This window comes from Brevundimonas sp. GW821-FHT10A07 (assembly GCF_059415785.1).
This window is the reverse complement of the sequence record NZ_JBWKNX010000003.1, coordinates 58806-73785: the sequence shown is the minus strand read 5'-3', so window position 1 is coordinate 73785 and position 14980 is coordinate 58806. Positions and strand designations below refer to the sequence as shown.

General features: G+C 67.4%; 16 protein-coding genes. 11 read left to right on the top strand and 5 right to left on the bottom strand.

All coding sequences use genetic code 11. From position 1 onward, the window contains the following. The first annotated feature begins 62 nt into the window (after positions 1 to 62). The 9 genes from AC07NC_RS03355 to AC07NC_RS03315 all read left to right on the top strand — a co-directional run bounded on the left by AC07NC_RS03355 (position 63) and on the right by AC07NC_RS03315 (position 8102). Positions 63 to 581 carry a DUF2975 domain-containing protein gene (locus AC07NC_RS03355; RefSeq protein ID WP_035310772.1) on the top strand — a complete coding sequence of 173 codons (519 nt, stop codon included), beginning with the start codon at positions 63 to 65 and terminating at the stop codon, positions 579 to 581. Between the two features lie 10 nt (positions 582 to 591). Then, complete coding sequence (locus AC07NC_RS03350) at positions 592 to 813, top strand: helix-turn-helix domain-containing protein (RefSeq protein WP_008264105.1); 222 nt, start codon at positions 592 to 594, stop codon at positions 811 to 813. 203 nt (positions 814 to 1016) lie between these two features. After that, positions 1017 to 1433, top strand: coding sequence for a DoxX family protein (locus AC07NC_RS03345; protein WP_372705105.1), 417 nt, complete (start codon positions 1017 to 1019; stop codon positions 1431 to 1433). 181 nt (positions 1434 to 1614) lie between these two features. Beyond that, on the top strand, positions 1615 to 2094 hold the full coding sequence (locus tag AC07NC_RS03340) for a MerR family transcriptional regulator (RefSeq protein ID WP_008261152.1): 480 nt from the start codon (positions 1615 to 1617) through the stop codon (positions 2092 to 2094). 3 nt (positions 2095 to 2097) lie between these two features. Continuing rightward, positions 2098 to 3882, top strand: coding sequence for an acyl-CoA dehydrogenase C-terminal domain-containing protein (locus AC07NC_RS03335; RefSeq protein WP_008264142.1), 1785 nt, complete (start codon positions 2098 to 2100; stop codon positions 3880 to 3882). 171 nt (positions 3883 to 4053) lie between these two features. Then, positions 4054 to 5217, top strand: coding sequence for an acyl-CoA dehydrogenase family protein (locus AC07NC_RS03330; protein WP_494568577.1), 1164 nt, complete (start codon positions 4054 to 4056; stop codon positions 5215 to 5217). Positions 5218 to 5456: 239 nt separating this feature from the next. Then, complete coding sequence (locus AC07NC_RS03325) at positions 5457 to 5741, top strand: GIY-YIG nuclease family protein (RefSeq protein ID WP_494568576.1); 285 nt, start codon at positions 5457 to 5459, stop codon at positions 5739 to 5741. Positions 5742 to 5786: 45 nt separating this feature from the next. Next, positions 5787 to 6647, top strand: coding sequence for a 16S rRNA (uracil(1498)-N(3))-methyltransferase (locus tag AC07NC_RS03320; RefSeq protein WP_494568575.1), 861 nt, complete (start codon positions 5787 to 5789; stop codon positions 6645 to 6647). Between the two features lie 93 nt (positions 6648 to 6740). Beyond that, complete coding sequence (locus AC07NC_RS03315; protein ID WP_494568574.1) at positions 6741 to 8102, top strand: glutamate--cysteine ligase; 1362 nt, start codon at positions 6741 to 6743, stop codon at positions 8100 to 8102. 2 nt (positions 8103 to 8104) lie between these two features. On the opposite strand, the gene AC07NC_RS03310 is transcribed toward AC07NC_RS03315, so the two are convergent. Next, a complete protein-coding gene (locus tag AC07NC_RS03310; protein ID WP_494568573.1) occupies positions 8105 to 8866 on the bottom strand; it encodes a hypothetical protein in 762 nt (253 codons plus the stop codon). A gap of 115 nt (positions 8867 to 8981) precedes the next feature. Here AC07NC_RS03310 and AC07NC_RS03305 point away from each other — a divergent pair, with 115 nt between their 5' ends. After that, positions 8982 to 10553 (top strand): ATP-binding protein, encoded by a 1572-nt coding sequence (locus tag AC07NC_RS03305; protein WP_494568572.1) that lies wholly within the window; start codon positions 8982 to 8984, stop codon positions 10551 to 10553. A 37-nt stretch (positions 10554 to 10590) separates the two neighbouring features. On the opposite strand, the gene AC07NC_RS03300 is transcribed toward AC07NC_RS03305, so the two are convergent. The 4 genes from AC07NC_RS03300 to AC07NC_RS03285 form a co-directional block, all read right to left on the bottom strand. After that, positions 10591 to 12042, bottom strand: coding sequence for a hybrid sensor histidine kinase/response regulator (locus AC07NC_RS03300; protein ID WP_494568571.1), 1452 nt, complete (start codon positions 12040 to 12042; stop codon positions 10591 to 10593). Between the two features lie 123 nt (positions 12043 to 12165). Next, positions 12166 to 12714 carry a hypothetical protein gene (locus tag AC07NC_RS03295; protein WP_494568570.1) on the bottom strand — a complete coding sequence of 183 codons (549 nt, stop codon included), beginning with the start codon at positions 12712 to 12714 and terminating at the stop codon, positions 12166 to 12168. Between the two features lie 12 nt (positions 12715 to 12726). Next, a complete protein-coding gene (locus AC07NC_RS03290; RefSeq protein WP_494568569.1) occupies positions 12727 to 13575 on the bottom strand; it encodes an aspartyl protease family protein in 849 nt (282 codons plus the stop codon). A gap of 84 nt (positions 13576 to 13659) precedes the next feature. Further along, a complete protein-coding gene (locus tag AC07NC_RS03285; RefSeq protein ID WP_494568568.1) occupies positions 13660 to 13890 on the bottom strand; it encodes a hypothetical protein in 231 nt (76 codons plus the stop codon). A 100-nt stretch (positions 13891 to 13990) separates the two neighbouring features. On the opposite strand from AC07NC_RS03285, the gene AC07NC_RS03280 reads away from it, so the two are divergent. Then, positions 13991 to 14974, top strand: a complete 984-nt coding sequence (locus AC07NC_RS03280; protein WP_494568567.1) for a glycosyltransferase family 9 protein — start codon at positions 13991 to 13993, stop codon at positions 14972 to 14974. Positions 14975 to 14980: the final 6 nt, after the last annotated feature.

The window sequence follows — 14980 nt, the reverse complement described above, 5'->3', positions numbered from 1 at the left end:
CGATAAATCCATATCGATAGTCGCCAAGTGTCGCGGAGGGCGACCCAATGGAGGGCTATCGGATGAAACTCGTGGGCAAATATTCGGCCGCCAGCGCACTGCGTTGGCTGTTGGGTTTCTTCAACGTCTTCGTCATGATCGGAGCAGTCGCTGCGGGCGTCCTCCTAGTCGCCAGCATGATCATCGGCGTCGACTGGATGGACGCGCTGCGCGATGGGGCGACGGATCCTGACGGAAACTACGAGCTGACCGGCCGCCTGACCCTGCTGGGCGCCTTCCTGGCCTGCGGCTTCACCTGGTGGATCATCAACCGGCTGCGGCGCATCCTGCTTTCGGTGAACCAGGGCGACGCCTTCGAGTTCGCCAATGTCAAACGGCTCCAGGCCGTCGGTTTCGGCCTGCTGGGTATTCAGCTGACCGCCCTGATGCTGTCCATCGTCGCACCCCAGGCCATCGGCCAGTCGGCCTCGGACTATGACTTCGACCTCGGATCCTGGCTGGGCATACTGGTGGTCTTCATCCTGGCCGAGGTCTTCCGTCAGGGGTCGGCCATGCGCGACGAACAGCTGACCACGGTCTGAGAGGCGCGCCATGATCATGATCCAGCTGGACCGGCTGCTGCTCGAACGCCGCATGTCCCTGACCGAACTGTCCGACCGCGTCGGCGTCACCCTGGCCAATCTGTCGATCCTCAAGACCGGCAAGGCCCGCGCCGTCCGCTTCTCCACCCTGGACGCCCTGTGTCGCGAACTGGACTGCCAGCCCGGCGACCTGATCGTCCAGACGCCGGGACCCCAATCGGAAGAACCCTGATCGGCTGAAATATCGTCAGAACCCGTTGCAGGGGCGGCGCGAATCGGGCCACTCGCGCCGCCCCTGAAACACAAAGTCATCAGCTGATGTCATCAATTGATGTCATCGCGTGATGACAAATGATGAAAGGGCCTCTAGATACCCCCTTGCGAACGGAGCCGCTCAATCCGATATCGCAACTGTTACCAATCAGGCCCCTCCCGATGACCACAACCCATCTGCCCGTCGCCCAGGCCCGCAGCCGCGCCGCCTACAAGAACATCACCCTGTGGACGCTGCAGGGCTGGATCGCGATGTTCTTCATCGCCGCCGGCTACGCCAAGCTGACGGAGCCGATGACCAACCTCATCACCCTGATGGGCTGGCCCGCCGTCGCGCCCGAGAACATGGTGCGCGGCATGGGCGTGGTCGAGCTGGTGCTGGCGCTGGGCGTTCTGGCCCCGCTGATCTCCTGGCGCGTCGGCCGCCCCCTGCTGCTGACCGCGGCCGCCGGCTTGATCGTGCTGGAATCGACCATGCTGATCATCCACGCCCTCAGCCAGGACATCGGCCTGGCCGTGGTCAACCTCATTCTGCTGGGCTTCACCATCCCGGTTCTGCTGGGTCGCCGCACGGCCTGACCCGCCCCTGAAGATCGATCGCCGGGACCCTCTCCCCCCTCCTGTCCCGGTGTGTCGCGCCCGGAGCCTTCTCCCCCCTGGCTCCGGGCTTTTCTTTGCCTGCCGTCCATCTCGGCGAAAGCTTACCCTTACGCGCACGTAAAGCCTTTCCTTTACGCGCACGTAAAGTTATGGTGCCCGCATGGCCACCGCCGACGATCACCGCACCTATTCCATTCGCCAGCTGTGCCGCGAGTTCGACGCCACGGCCCGCGCCCTCAGATTCTACGAGGACAAGGGTCTGCTGACGCCGGCCCGCAAGGGACAGACGCGCGTCTATGATTCCCGCGACCGCGCGCGGCTGAAACTGATCCTGAGAGGCCGCCGCATCGGCTTCACCCTGCAGGAAATCCAGGAGATGCTGGACCTGTATGACCGCAAGGATCACAACGTCCACCAGATGGCGGTGGCCCTGAGACGCCACCGCGCCCAGATCGCCGCCCTGAAGCAGCAATTGGAAGACATCGAAGGCGCCATCCAGACGGCGGAAGACGCCTGCGCCTGGATGGAGTCCAAGCTGGGCGAACACCGGCCGGACCTGCTGCCCGGCGCGGAAGACTATGAGAAGCTGCTGCGCGCACGCCTCAACCACGACCATCACCCCTTCAAAGCGAGAGCCTGACCCATGGCCTACAAGTCGCCCGTCCGCGATTTCACCTTCATCCTGAATGAAGTGCTGGAGATCGACCGCTACACCAACCAGCCCGGCTTCCAGGACGTGTCTTCGGACCTGGTCGGCCAGATCCTGGAAGAAGGCGGCAAGTTCGCCGACGAGGTCATCGCCCCGATCAACAATCCGGGCGACAAGGAAGGCTGCCACTGGTCCGAGGGCGGCGTCGTCACCGGTCCCAAGGGCTGGAAGGAAGCCTACAAGGCCATGTCTGAAGCCGGCTGGATGGCGCTGGCCGCCGACCCGGCCTACGGCGGCCAGGGCATGCCCAGCATCGTCGCCTCGGCCTTCGGTCAGATGACCGCCGGCGCCTCGGCGGCCTTCTCCATGTATCCGGGCCTGACGTCGTCCGCCTATGCCGGCATCCACGCCAGCGCCTCGGATGAAATCAAGGCCAAATACCTGCCCAAGATGGTGTCGGGCGAATGGTCCGGCACCATGAACCTGACCGAGCCCCAGTGCGGCACGGACCTGGGCATGGTCCGCACCAAGGCCGTGCCGAACGGCGACGGCTCCTATTCGATCACCGGCCAGAAGATCTGGATCTCGGCCGGCGAGCACGATTTCTCGGACAATATCATCCACACGGTTCTGGCCCGCATCGAAGGCGCGGTCCCGGGCATCAAGGGCCTGTCCCTGTTCGTCGTGCCCAAATATCTGGTCAACGAGGACGGCTCGCTGGGCGAGCGCAACACCCTCGAATGCGCCGGCCTCGAGCACAAGATGGGCATCCACGGCAACGCCACCTGCGTCATGCAGTATGACGGCGCCAAGGGCTGGCTGCTGGGCGAGGAAGGCCGCGGCATGAACAACATGTTCGTGGTGATGAACGAGGCCCGCCTGGGCACCGGCCTGCAGGGCCTGGCCATCGGCACCGCCGCCTATCAGGCCGCCGCCGAGTTCGCCAAGGACCGCCTGCAGGGCCGCAGCCTGACCGGACCCAAGAACCCCGAAGGCCCGGCCGACCCGATCATCGTCCACCCCGACGTGCGCCGCATGCTGTTGGAGGCCCGCGCCTTCGTCGAAGGCGGCCAGGCCTTCATCCTGTGGACCGCCCTGCACGCCGATCTGGAGAAGTCGGAAGACGAGGCCGTCGCGACCAAGGCCAAGGACTACATGGGCCTGCTGACGCCCGTGCTGAAGGCCTATCTGACCGACAAGGGCTTCCACGTCGCCTCGCTGGCCATGCAGGTCCACGGCGGTTCGGGCTATACCGAACACTTCCCGGCCAGCCAGTATCTGCGTGATGCCCGCATCACCATGATCTACGAGGGCACGAACGGCATCCAGGCGCTGGACCTGGTCGGCCGCAAGCTGCCGGCCCACGGCGGCCGCGCCATCATGACCTGGTTCGGCGAGATCGACGCCTTCGTGGCCGAGAACGGCGCGAACGAGGCGATCAAGCCCTTCGTCGACGGCTTGGCCGACGCCAAGAAGAAGCTGCAGGAAGGCACCATGTGGCTGATGCAGAACGGCATGGCCAACCCGGACAACGCCGGCGCCGCCTCGACCGACTATCTGAACGTCTTCGGCCTGACGGCCCTGGCCTATATGTGGGCCCAGATGGCCAAGGTCGCCCAGGCCCAGGTCGAGGCCGGCTCGACCGACCCCTACTACGCCACCAAGCTCCAGACCGGCCGCTACTTCGTCGAGCGCATCCTGCCCGACGCCGGCGCCCATCTGGCCAAGCTGAAGACCGGCGCGGACGTGCTGATGGCCATGCCGGCCGAAGCGTTCTGAGCCGGCGCTAACCTCTCCCTCCCCCTCGGGGGAGGGCGGTCGATGCGCAGCGACGACCGGGTGGGGAGGGCTCGGCGACACAAAGACCGAGCCCGCTCACCCTGCCGTCCCCACCCGGCCGCTTCGCGGCCCCCCTCCCCGGACGGGGAGGGAGACGTCCAGGAAACGCTCATGAACATCCTCAACAGCCCCGACCCCGATTTCATGCGTGAAGAGGAGATTGTCCTCTTCTCCGACAGCGTCGGCAAATGGATCGACGAGCACGCGCCGCCGGAAAAGGTCCAGTCCTGGATCGCCAACTCGTCCGTGCCGCGCGACCTGTGGAGCCAGGCCGGCGCCGACGGCCTGCTGGGCCTGTCCATGCCGGAAGAAGACGGCGGCATGGGCGGCGACTATCGGCACGAGGTGGTGCTGATGCGCCAGCTGGGCTGGAAGGGCGCGGACCATTTCGGCATCAGCCTGCACAACGCCATCGTCGCCCCCTACATCTGGCATTACGGCACCGAGGAGCAGAAGGCGCGCTGGCTGCCCCGGCTCCAGTCCGGCGAACTGGTCGGCGCCATCGCCATGACCGAACCGGGCGCGGGCTCCGACCTGCAAGGCGTCAAGACCACGGCGGTCAAGTCCGGCAACGGCTATGTCGTCAACGGCTCCAAGACCTTCATCACCAACGGCCAACTGGCCAACTTCATCATCGTGGTCGCCAAGACCGACCCGGCCGAGGGCGCCAAGGGCACCTCCCTGATCGTGGTCGAAACGGACGGGGCGAAAGGCTTCGAACGCGGCCGGAACCTGCACAAGATCGGCATGGAGGGGAACGACACCTCCGAGCTGTTCTTCAACGACGTGAAGGTCCCCGGCGACAACATCATCGGCGGCGCCGAGGGCCAGGGCTTCGTCCAGCTGATGCAGCAACTGCCCCAGGAACGTCTGAACATCGCCGTCCAGGGCGTCGCCGCCGCCGAGCGCGGGCTGGAGGCGACCCTCGCCTACGTGAAGGAACGCAAGGCCTTCGGCAAGCGGGTCATCGACTTCCAGAACACCCAGTTCAAACTGGCCGAGGTCAAGACGAAACTCACGGTCGCCAAGGTCTTCGTCGACCACTGTATCGGCCTGCACCTCCAGGGCCAGCTCGACGCCGCCACGGCCTCCATGGCCAAATACTGGGTCACGGACATCCAGGGCGAGACCATCGACGAGATGCTGCAACTGCACGGCGGCTACGGCTACATGAACGAATACGCCATCGCCCAGCTGTACAAGGACGCGCGGGTGCAGCGGATCTACGGCGGCACGAACGAGATCATGAAGCTGCTGATCGCGCGGACGTTGTAAAGGCAGGCGACACACGGCGAACAATGATTTATGGTTGCGGGGTGGCAACCGTAAAGAAGGACATTCTCACGCCTCCGAACGAATGGTGGAAACACCTTCGATGGGCCAAGCGCGCCTTCTGGAAAGGTGAGCGCAAGGCCGCAAAGGCCCTAGCCTCGGCCCAGGCTGACGATAGCTGACGCCCTCCTTCCGCTCATCCCCGCGAAAGCGGGGACCCAGTGCTTTCGGGATGCACGCCGTTGGCCTTCTTCACCTACATCGTCGCCAGCCGCCGCAACGGAACCCTCTACACCGGCTCGACCGAGGACATCATCCTGCGCACCGCCCAGCATCGGGACAAACTGTTCAAAGGCTTTTCCGCCAAGTATGGCTGCGCCAATCTGGTCTGGTTCGAAGCGCATCCGACACGCCACGCGGCGTTCGTGCGCGAGCGCCGGATCAAGAAATGGAACCGCGTCTGGAAACTGGAGCTGATCGAACGGTCGAACCCAGGCTGGCGCGATCTGTTCGATGACCTGTTCTGAGGCTCTCACTGGGTCCCCGCTTTCGCGGGGATGAGCGGATTTGAGATGATACGTTTGCACGTGAAGGCCGCATTGGCGGCAGGATCCCCCGTCGCTCCCACCCTCGACCAATCCCGCTATCTGACCCAGGTCATGCGGCTGAAGCTCGGGGACGAACTGCTGGTGTTCAACGGCCGCGATGGCGAATGGCGCTGCACCATCGCCGAGGTGCTGAAGAAGGGCGTCATCCTGCGCGCCGAGGAACAGGCGCGGCCCCAGACCTATGGCCCCGATCTGGAGCTGATCGTCGCGGTGGTGAAGAAGGCCCGGGTCGAGACCATCGTCGAGAAGGCCGCAGAGTTGGGGGCGCGCCGGGTGCGGCTGGTCCTGACCAAGCGGACCAACGCCGACCGCATCCGCCTGGACCGGCTGGACGCCATCGCCGAGGAGGCCGCCGAACAGACCGGGCGGCTGGACGTGCCCCCGGTCGATGATCCGGTGAAACTGGACGCCCTGCTGGACGGGTGGGAGGCGGGACGCCGGCTGATGTTCTGCGACGAGACCGGCGGCGCCCCGGCGATGCGGGCGCTCGCACCCTATTCTCCCTCCCCCCTCAGGGGAGGGGCGTTGGCGCGCAGCGACGACGGGGTGGGGCGGGCCGAGCAACCGGACGCCCTGCCTGGCCCTGCCCACCCGGCTTCGGCTGCGCCTTCGCCCCCCTCCCCGGACGGGGAGGGAGAAGGTCAACCAAAATGGTCCATCCTGATCGGCCCCGAAGGCGGTTTCTCACCGGAAGAACGCGAACGGCTGCGGTCCCTGCCCTTCACCACGGCGGTCTCTCTGGGCCCGCGCATCCTGCGCGCCGACACGGCCGCCATCGCCGCCATGACCCTGTGGCAGGCGGCGGTCGGGGATTGGGAGCGTTAAAACCTCAGCGCATCCCCTTGAGCCGGACCCAAACCTCGCCCATCTAGCCGCGACACACGGTCGCTCAGAGATGCGCCGGAGGGGATCTGACGCATGATCGACAACGCGCCGCTGAGCCGGGACGTCCTCATCGAAGCCATGTCCAAGGGCGCCAAGCCCAAGGACCAGTGGCGGATCGGCGCCGAGCACGAGAAGTTCGGGTTCGACAAGACCACCCTGGCCCGCCCCGCCTACGACGGGCCGAGCGGCATCAAGGCCATGCTGGAAGGCCTGCAACGGTTCGGCTGGTCGCGGGTCGAGGAGAACGGCGTCCTGATCGGGCTGGAGCGTCGCAACGACGAGGGCTTCATCGCCTCGGTCAGCCTGGAGCCCGGCGGCCAGTTCGAACTGTCCGGCGCACCGCTGAAGACCATCCACGACATCTGCAACGAGACCGGCCAGCACCTGATGGAGGTCAAACAGGTGGCCGACCAGTTGGGCGTCGGCTTCCTGGGCGCCGGCTTCGACCCGCTGTGGACCCGCGAACAGGTGCCTGTCATGCCCAAGGGCCGCTACGACATCATGCGCGCCTACATGCCCAAGGTCGGCACCCTGGGCCTGGACATGATGCTGCGCACCTGCACCATCCAGGCCAACCTGGACTTCGATTCCGAAGCCGACATGGTCGCAAAGTTCCGCACCTCGCTGGCGCTGCAGCCGATCGCCACCGCCCTGTTCGCCTGTTCGCCCTTCACCGAGGGCCGCCCGAACGGTTTCCTGTCGGCCCGCGCCAATGTCTGGACCGACACCGACGCCGATCGCACCGGCATGCTGGGCTTTGTGTTCGAGGACGGCTTCGGCTTCGAACGCTATGCCGATTATGCGCTGGACACCCCGATGTATTTCGCCAAGCGCGACGGCAAATATGTCGACGCCTCGGGCCAGTCGTTCCGCGACTTCCAGGCCGGCAAACTGCCCGCCCTGCCGGGTGAATATCCGACGATCAAGGACTGGAACGACCATCTGACCACCCTCTTCCCCGAGGTGCGGCTGAAGGCCTATCTGGAGATGCGCGGCGCCGACGGCGGCCCGTGGAGCCGGATCTGCGCCCTGCCCGCCCTGTGGGCCGGGGTCCTGTACGACGCCCCGTCGCTGGCGGCCGCCTGGGATCTGGTCAAGGACTGGGACATCGCCGACCATGAGCGCCTGCGCCGCGACGTGACCCGTCTGGGCCTGAAGGCCGAGGTGGCGGGCCGCAGCGTGCGCGACATCGCCGTCGATCTGGTCAATATCGCCAAACAGGGTCTCAAAAACCGCGCCCGCTTCTCGGGCGGCATGGTGGACGAGCGCGGCTATCTGTCGGAACTGGAAGACATCGCCGACAGCGGGATCACCCCGGCCGAACGCCTGCTGGACCTGTATCACGGGGCCTGGCAGGGCGACGTGAAACGGATCTACGCCGACTTCGCCTACTGAACCTACGGGACCGTATAGTCCGAACAGTCCGGCAGCGGCTGGTCCGGGCGATAGGCGCCCGCCGCAGCGTCGAAGACGAAACGCCGCTGGTAGCTGCATTTCGGATCCCGTTCCGCCACCAGATCGGCCTTGGTCAGGGGAGCCTTCTCCAGCGAGTCCTCGGACCGCGAGACCCCGCGCGGAAAGGCGGTGGCGACGGTCTCATAATCCAGCATGGGCAGGGCGTCCGAGCCGCCCGCCGTCTTCAGCCTGGCGTCGAAACTGTACTCGTCATGGCAGGCGCCTGCGCGCTGCTTCATGTCCGCATCGCTGAAACAGGCGCGGATCATCAGCGACCCCCGCAGCGGCACGGTCAGGACCGGCGCGGCCCCATACTCCCCGGCTTCAGCCGCCCCGGCTGCATCCAGGCGATACAGCCGCAGTTCCGACGCTTGTCCCCCGCCGCCGGAATACATGCTGCGGGCGACCGCCTCGACCCCGGCCAGGAAACCGCCGTCCGCCAGCCGCACTAGGCCGGTCCACGGCTGATAGGTCTCGATGTCACCCGCCTCTATCTCGCCGCCCGCCGCCGGATCGCCGGCGGCCCGCACGACCGGCGCAACCACGACCTCGCCCTCCCACACCTCCTCAACCAGGCTGACGCACCAGGCGCCGTCGGCCGTGCAGGCCCGGTTGTCGGTCAGGACCAGATCCTCCAACCGATCCTCAGCAGGGACGGCGGGCGAGGTCTGGAGGGCGGCGAACAGAAACAGGGTGGCGATCATGGCTTCACCTTAACAGACGCGACATATGAGCCCAGTTGAAACAACCTCGTGCACGCAAATGCGGCCTTAACCGATCTCGCGTAGAGGCTGAATCACTTCGCGAGGAATTGCTGCAATGATCCGTTCGCCCGCCGAGGCGCTGCGCCCACCGCCGACCGATGTGGATCTGGACACCTTCTTCGACGTGTCGCTGGATCTTCTGGTCGTGCGTGAACTGGACGGGCCGGTGGTCAAGGCCAGCGCCTCCTGGTTCTCGGTCCTGGGGTATCGGCCCGATGAACTGGTCGGTCAGCTTCTGCCCAGTCTCGTGCATCCCGACGACCAGCCCGCCACACAGACGGCCATCCTGGAGGTCACGAACCGCCGCCCCGGCGACCCGGTTCTGGGTCAGACCAATCGCTATCGGCACAGGGACGGTCACTACGTCACCCTGGAATGGCGCGCCCAGAGGTTCGGCGACCGGATCTATGCGGTCGCGCGCGACGTGACGGCCAAGGTCGCCGCCGAAAGGGCCCTGATCGAGGCCAAGGCCGCCGCCGAGGCCGCCAGCCGCGCCAAGTCCGACTTCCTGGCCAATATGAGCCACGAGGTGCGAACGCCCCTGAACGGGGTGATCGGCATCGTCGATGCACTGTCCCGCACCGCCCTGGATCCCGCCCAGACCGAGATGGTCAATCTGATCCGGGCGTCCGGCGTCACCCTGGAACGGCTGGTGTCCGACATCCTCGACGTCTCCAAGATCGAGGCGGGCGAGCTGACGCTGGAGACCCGCCCCTTCGACCTCGACGAGGCCCTGGACGCGCCGCTGGACGTCATGCGTGTCCGCGCCGACGAAAAGGGTCTGAGATTCGACGTCATCCGCGACGATGAGGCGCGCGGCGTCTTCGTCGGCGACAGCACCCGCATCCGCCAGGTGATCGGCAACCTCCTGTCCAACGCGGTGAAATTCACCCACCAGGGCGGCGTCTCCGTCCGCATCGCCCTGGACGAAGACCACGACAGCCTGACCCATCTGATCGTGGACATCCAGGACACCGGCGTCGGCTTCAACGCCGAACACGCCCCCCGCCTGTTCGACCGCTTCAGCCAGGCCGACGCCACCATCACCCGGCGCTTCGGCGGCACGGGCCTGGGCCTGTCGATCTGCCGCGCCCTGGTGGAGATGATGGGGGGGCGGATCACGGCCGAATCGACGCCCGGACAGGGCAGCCGCTTCAGGATCGAGATCCCTTTGGCCCGCAGCACCTCCCTGTCCGACTATGTCGCCGGCGAACGCGCCCGGGCGGCCGAGGTCCCGGCGCCGATGCACACGATCCGGGTCCTGCTGGCGGAAGATCATCCGACCAACCAGCGCGTGGTTCAGCTGATCCTGGCCGGACACCCCGTCGAACTGATCACGGTCGAGGACGGCGCCCAGGCCGTCGCCGCCTTCCAGGCCGGCAGCTTCGACGTGATCCTGATGGACATGCAGATGCCCGGCATGGACGGGCTGACGGCGACCCGCACGATCCGCGAACTGGAAGCGACGCGCGCCGCCAACATCCACACGCCGATCATCATGCTGAGCGCCAACGCCATGGCCCAGCACCGCGAGCAGGCGATCCAGGCCGGCGCCGACATCCATGTGCCCAAGCCCATCACCGCCGCCAGTCTGCTGGCGGGCATCCAGTCCGTCCTGCCGGCCTGAAGACCGCCTGAAACAAGCGCGCCTTGCGGCGCGCGTCTCAGGCGACGGCGGCGATCAGCGGCGGCCCGCTTCGGCGCCAGTCGCTGCTGGTCCAGCTCAGGACCATGTGGGTCAGCTCGACGATGTTGATCGGCTTGGCCATGCAATCGTCCATGCCGGCGGCGAAATACTCGGCCTTCTGTTCCGCCAGGGTGTTGGCGGTCAGGGCGACGATGGGGGTGGCGCCGCGATGGCCCGGCAGGGCGCGGATGGCGCGGGTGGCGGCGACCCCGTCCATGACCGGCATCTGGATATCCATCAGGATCAGGTCCCAGTCGCCGGTGCGGGCGGCTTCCAGCCCCTGGGCGCCGTCCTCGGCCGTGGTGCAGGCGATGCCCTGGACCTCCAGCACCGCGACCACCAGGGCCCGGTTGCAGTCGTGATCATCGACATACAGGATCCTGGGCGTCCGCCCCGACCCTTCCGTCTCGATGGCTTCGCAGGCCCCAGAAACCTCGGCCGGAACCTCGGCCGGAGCCTTCGCCCCGACCTCTGACTCGACGACGGTCAGACCGGTCGCTGCGGGCGCGGCGTCGCCTTCCGAGGCGTCCCTGCCCGACTGGTCGATCATCTCGTTGACGACCGACAGCAGGCGCTGACCGGCGTTGTTGATCCGCCCCACATGGTCGGCCTGTTCGACATTCAGACTGGACGTCGCCAACAGGTCCGAGAAGCCGATCACCGTATTCAGCGGCGTGCGCAGCTCGTGCGACATTTCGGTCAGGAAGGCCTGGCGCGCCTCGGCCATGGCGGCCTTCTGCTCGGCCGCCGCGCGGGCGTTCTGGGCCTGGACCCGCGCGGTCACGTCGCGTTCGTCCAGCAGCACGCTCATCTGGCCGGTCGCCGGGTCCGTGACCGGCCGCACGTCGAGCTGATGCCAGCGCAGCCCGTCACGCGTGACGACCTGGCAGACGTCGGTGACGGCGTTTCCGGCCAGGGCGGCGGCCAGCAGCGGCGGCGCGCGCTCCGGCTCGGCGAACCGCGCCTCGAACCCGTCGGTCGCCGTGCCGTAGGCGGCGAAGGCCGCCGGATTGGAGAAGATCGGCCGCCCCTCGGGATCGAACAGGCTGATCAGGGTCGAGGTATGGCGCAGGGCCTCGGCCGCGCGGTTCTCGTCGCCGTCCGCCGCGATGGGCGAGGCCTCGACCAGCAGCACCGGCGTCCCGTCTTCCAGAAGATAGGTCGAGATCACCGCCGCCACCGTCACCGGGTGGCCGTTGGGGTAGAAGGTCCACTGGTCGCAGACGACCGACCCGTCGGCGGTCTCGCGCGCCAGCCGTTCGACGCGCGCCACGGCCGCCGGCGACAACTGGCCGAAGCCACGGGCCAGCAGGGCCTCCAGACTGTCCGCCTCCCATAGCTCCAGCGCCGCCGGATTGGCGTAGACGCCGCGCCGGTTGACCGGATCGAACAACCAGATCGGGCGACGCAGGGCGTCCCATTCGTGCATAGCTGCGGCGCCCTTTCTGGACGACGGTTATTGTAGGACGATCACTGACGGAACGCTGTTAAGAACCGGCTAAGTCGAACCTGCGGAAACCCCGTATGCGCCGCGCGTCCCAAAGCCGTCAGCTCAGGCCACGGCGTAGCGCGCCACGACCCCGTCCGGCTGGAAATCATGCTCCGCCAGCTTGTCCAGCGACCGCAGCACCCGCGCCAGGAAGGCGGCGGGATCGCCCGCCTCCACCGCCGGCCGCAGCCAGTCGGTGACGACGGCGCGGGCGGGGTAGGTCCCGACCGGGCCGGGAAGGCTCAGCGCCACCTCGACCCCTTCGGCGATCCAGCCGGCCACTGTGGCGAAGAAGTCCGGCGAGGCCAGGAAGTCAGACGGCCGGATGACATACAGGGTGATGACCCCGTCCTCGATTCCGTCGGGGCGCACGATCACCCCGCTGCGGTCCGGCCGCCAGTCGTCCGACAGCTCGACCACCCGCCACAGGCAGAACCAGACCCGGCAGGTCTGGGGCCGGATCGCATGGACGGAACAACCGGCGGCCTCGACGCAATAGGCGCACAGTTCGCCGGTCGGCTTGGCCAGTTCGGGCAGGTCCAGCGGAATGGCGCGACAACATTCGACGCAAGCCCCGCAGGTCCGGTCGGGCAGAAGGGGAAGTGAGGTCATCGCGCCGGGATCTCAGTCCGGCGTCTGCCAGACCTTTTGTGCTCCATAGTCGATGGCGAAGCCTCTGTCGCCCAACCAGTCGATACCCAGCACGGCCAGCGGTGCGTCTAGCGGACCGAGGCGATCGAACACGGGCAGAGCGCCGACCTTGACCGGGATCATTCGCCAGCGCCAGCGCCCGACCTGCGCCGCCTCGATCCGGGTCTGGCCCAGGTCCAGCGGCGCGCCGTCGATGCCGGTGATCTGTCCGCCTGACGGCAGGGTGGCGGGTTTCAGGCCCAGGGCGGCGGCGAAGGCCGGGTTGAGGGTGGTGTGCTGGGCGCCGGTGTCCAACAGGGCCCAGCCCGTGACGTCGCCGATGCGGATCGGCAGCAGGATGCGCCACGGCCGCTGCCAGTCCGTTTCGACCGGGGTCCAGTCCGTCTCGGCGGCGCCGCTGGGACGGACGGACACGCAGGCTTCGCCCGGACGCCAAACGGCCATGGCCTCGCCGAACAGATCGACGCCTGCCAGGCCCGCGATGTCATGACTTTCAAAAGCGGGCGGCGTGATTTCGGGCGAGACGAAATCACGCATCCGGACGGGTCCGGCGTCGAAGGCGGCGATGCGATAGAGGTCGACCTGCATCGCGCCGCCCATGCCCTGGGCCTGCTCCGGCGCAGGTTCGCGCGGCGGATGGAGCAGGGCGATGCGCGGGGCGTCCAGGGTGGTGCCGCTGGAGGCCGTGTCCAGCACGAAGGCGAACGGTCCGCGTCCGTTGACGTGCGCTTGAATGACGGGACTGCCGCCGTCGCCGCGCTCCAGCGCGAGGCAGGACGGGTCTGAGGCGGCGAACATCAGGGCTGTGGCGAGTGCGAACATGGGCGTCCTCCGAGGTCAGGAGGGCCACGACGGGACGCGAGCGGCAAGTTAAGCCTTGGTCATGTCTCCACCAGCAACGGGCGTCTATCCTGCGGTGCGCTCCAGCCGGGCGATGCGACGATCCATGTCGGCGACGACGGCCTCCAGCCGCGTCTTCTCCGACGCCATGTCCACCGGCGTCCCGTCCTCATAGGCGATGGTCGCGCCTTGAGCGATCAGATCGAGGCGGTAGATGGCCGTCACGCGCTGGGCCTTGAACCGTTCCAGGGCGGCCTGGGCGGCGGGATCGGGGGCCGAATTCGGGGTCTTGCTCATGGCCGTGGCTCTAGCCCATCGCGTCTTCAGGGGAAACCAGCCTGTGGATACGGGCGTTTGACGCTGAACCCCGGCCAGAATCCCTGTATGAGGTCCACGGATGATCGGGCGTTTCCCCATCCTCTATATCGCCGAGGCCGACGCCGAGGACGCCGTGCTGTCCTCGGGCGTTCTGGCGCATCTGGTCGACAGCCTGCCGGAGGCCGGCTTCACCGTCGTCGGCTCGGCCGCCAGCGCCCCCCTGTTCGCCGACACCCCGCGCCTGGAACGGCTGCTGGTGCTGGAGCGCGAAGGCCGTTTCGACTGGATCGCCCTGTGGAACCAGGTGCGCGGGACCAAGTGGGGCCTGATCGTGGACATGCGCGGCTCGGACCTGTCGGGCAAGCTGCGCCGTGTGAAGCGGGCGGTGCGCGACAAGACCCCGCCGCCTGGCCTGCACGCGGTCCAGGCGGCGGCTGCGGTGCTGAAGCTGGAGCCGCATGAGGTTCCGGCCCCTCGCCTCCATGTCTCCGATCAGACGCGCGCCCAGGTCGAGGCCCTGATCCCCGCATCGGGCGGCGCCAATTCTGAAAAGGATCGGCCCATCCTGGCGATCGGCCCCGGCGTCGAATGGATGGGCCGCCGCTGGCCCGCCGAACGCTACGCCAAGGTGGCGACCAAACTGCTGGCCGACGACGGCCCCCTGGCGGGCGGCCGGCTGATGCTCGTCGGCGAGGAGATCGACCGCGAGGCGGCCCACACCATCCGCTACGCCGTGCCCCGCGCCCGCGTCATCGAACTCCAGGGCAAGTTGACCCGGCTCCAGACCGTCGCGGCCCTGTCGAAAGCCAGCCTCTACGTCGGCGCGGACTCGATCTGGACCCATCTGGCCGTCGCCTCGGGCGTCCCCGTCGTGGCCGCCTTCGGCCCCTCCGACGAGGCGAGCCGCGGCCCCTGGAACGGCGTCGCCGTGCGCGGCCCCCGCAGCTTCGAGGAGTTCAAGGCGCTGGACCCCCGGCTGAACCAGGCGATCCAGCACATGATGGACTTGCCGTGGGAACGGGTGTTGAAGGCCGCGGTGCGGCTTCTGAAGGAACGGGGCTGACGACAA

Coding starts and splice junctions, on each gene's coding strand:
- AC07NC_RS03355 (WP_035310772.1), top strand. CDS start 63: ATGAAACTCGTGGGCAAATATTCGGCCGCCAGCGCACTGCGTTGGCTG.
- AC07NC_RS03320 (WP_494568575.1), top strand. CDS start 5,787: ATGATACGTTTGCACGTGAAGGCCGCATTGGCGGCAGGATCCCCCGTC.
- AC07NC_RS03300 (WP_494568571.1), bottom strand. CDS start 12,042: ATGCACGAATGGGACGCCCTGCGTCGCCCGATCTGGTTGTTCGATCCG.
- AC07NC_RS03280 (WP_494568567.1), top strand. CDS start 13,991: ATGATCGGGCGTTTCCCCATCCTCTATATCGCCGAGGCCGACGCCGAG.
- AC07NC_RS03340 (WP_008261152.1), top strand. CDS start 1,615: ATGGCCACCGCCGACGATCACCGCACCTATTCCATTCGCCAGCTGTGC.
- AC07NC_RS03310 (WP_494568573.1), bottom strand. CDS start 8,866: ATGATCGCCACCCTGTTTCTGTTCGCCGCCCTCCAGACCTCGCCCGCC.
- AC07NC_RS03285 (WP_494568568.1), bottom strand. CDS start 13,890: ATGAGCAAGACCCCGAATTCGGCCCCCGATCCCGCCGCCCAGGCCGCC.
- AC07NC_RS03345 (WP_372705105.1), top strand. CDS start 1,017: ATGACCACAACCCATCTGCCCGTCGCCCAGGCCCGCAGCCGCGCCGCC.
- AC07NC_RS03305 (WP_494568572.1), top strand. CDS start 8,982: ATGATCCGTTCGCCCGCCGAGGCGCTGCGCCCACCGCCGACCGATGTG.
- AC07NC_RS03335 (WP_008264142.1), top strand. CDS start 2,098: ATGGCCTACAAGTCGCCCGTCCGCGATTTCACCTTCATCCTGAATGAA.
- AC07NC_RS03295 (WP_494568570.1), bottom strand. CDS start 12,714: ATGACCTCACTTCCCCTTCTGCCCGACCGGACCTGCGGGGCTTGCGTC.
- AC07NC_RS03330 (WP_494568577.1), top strand. CDS start 4,054: ATGAACATCCTCAACAGCCCCGACCCCGATTTCATGCGTGAAGAGGAG.
- AC07NC_RS03315 (WP_494568574.1), top strand. CDS start 6,741: ATGATCGACAACGCGCCGCTGAGCCGGGACGTCCTCATCGAAGCCATG.
- AC07NC_RS03350 (WP_008264105.1), top strand. CDS start 592: ATGATCATGATCCAGCTGGACCGGCTGCTGCTCGAACGCCGCATGTCC.
- AC07NC_RS03290 (WP_494568569.1), bottom strand. CDS start 13,575: ATGTTCGCACTCGCCACAGCCCTGATGTTCGCCGCCTCAGACCCGTCC.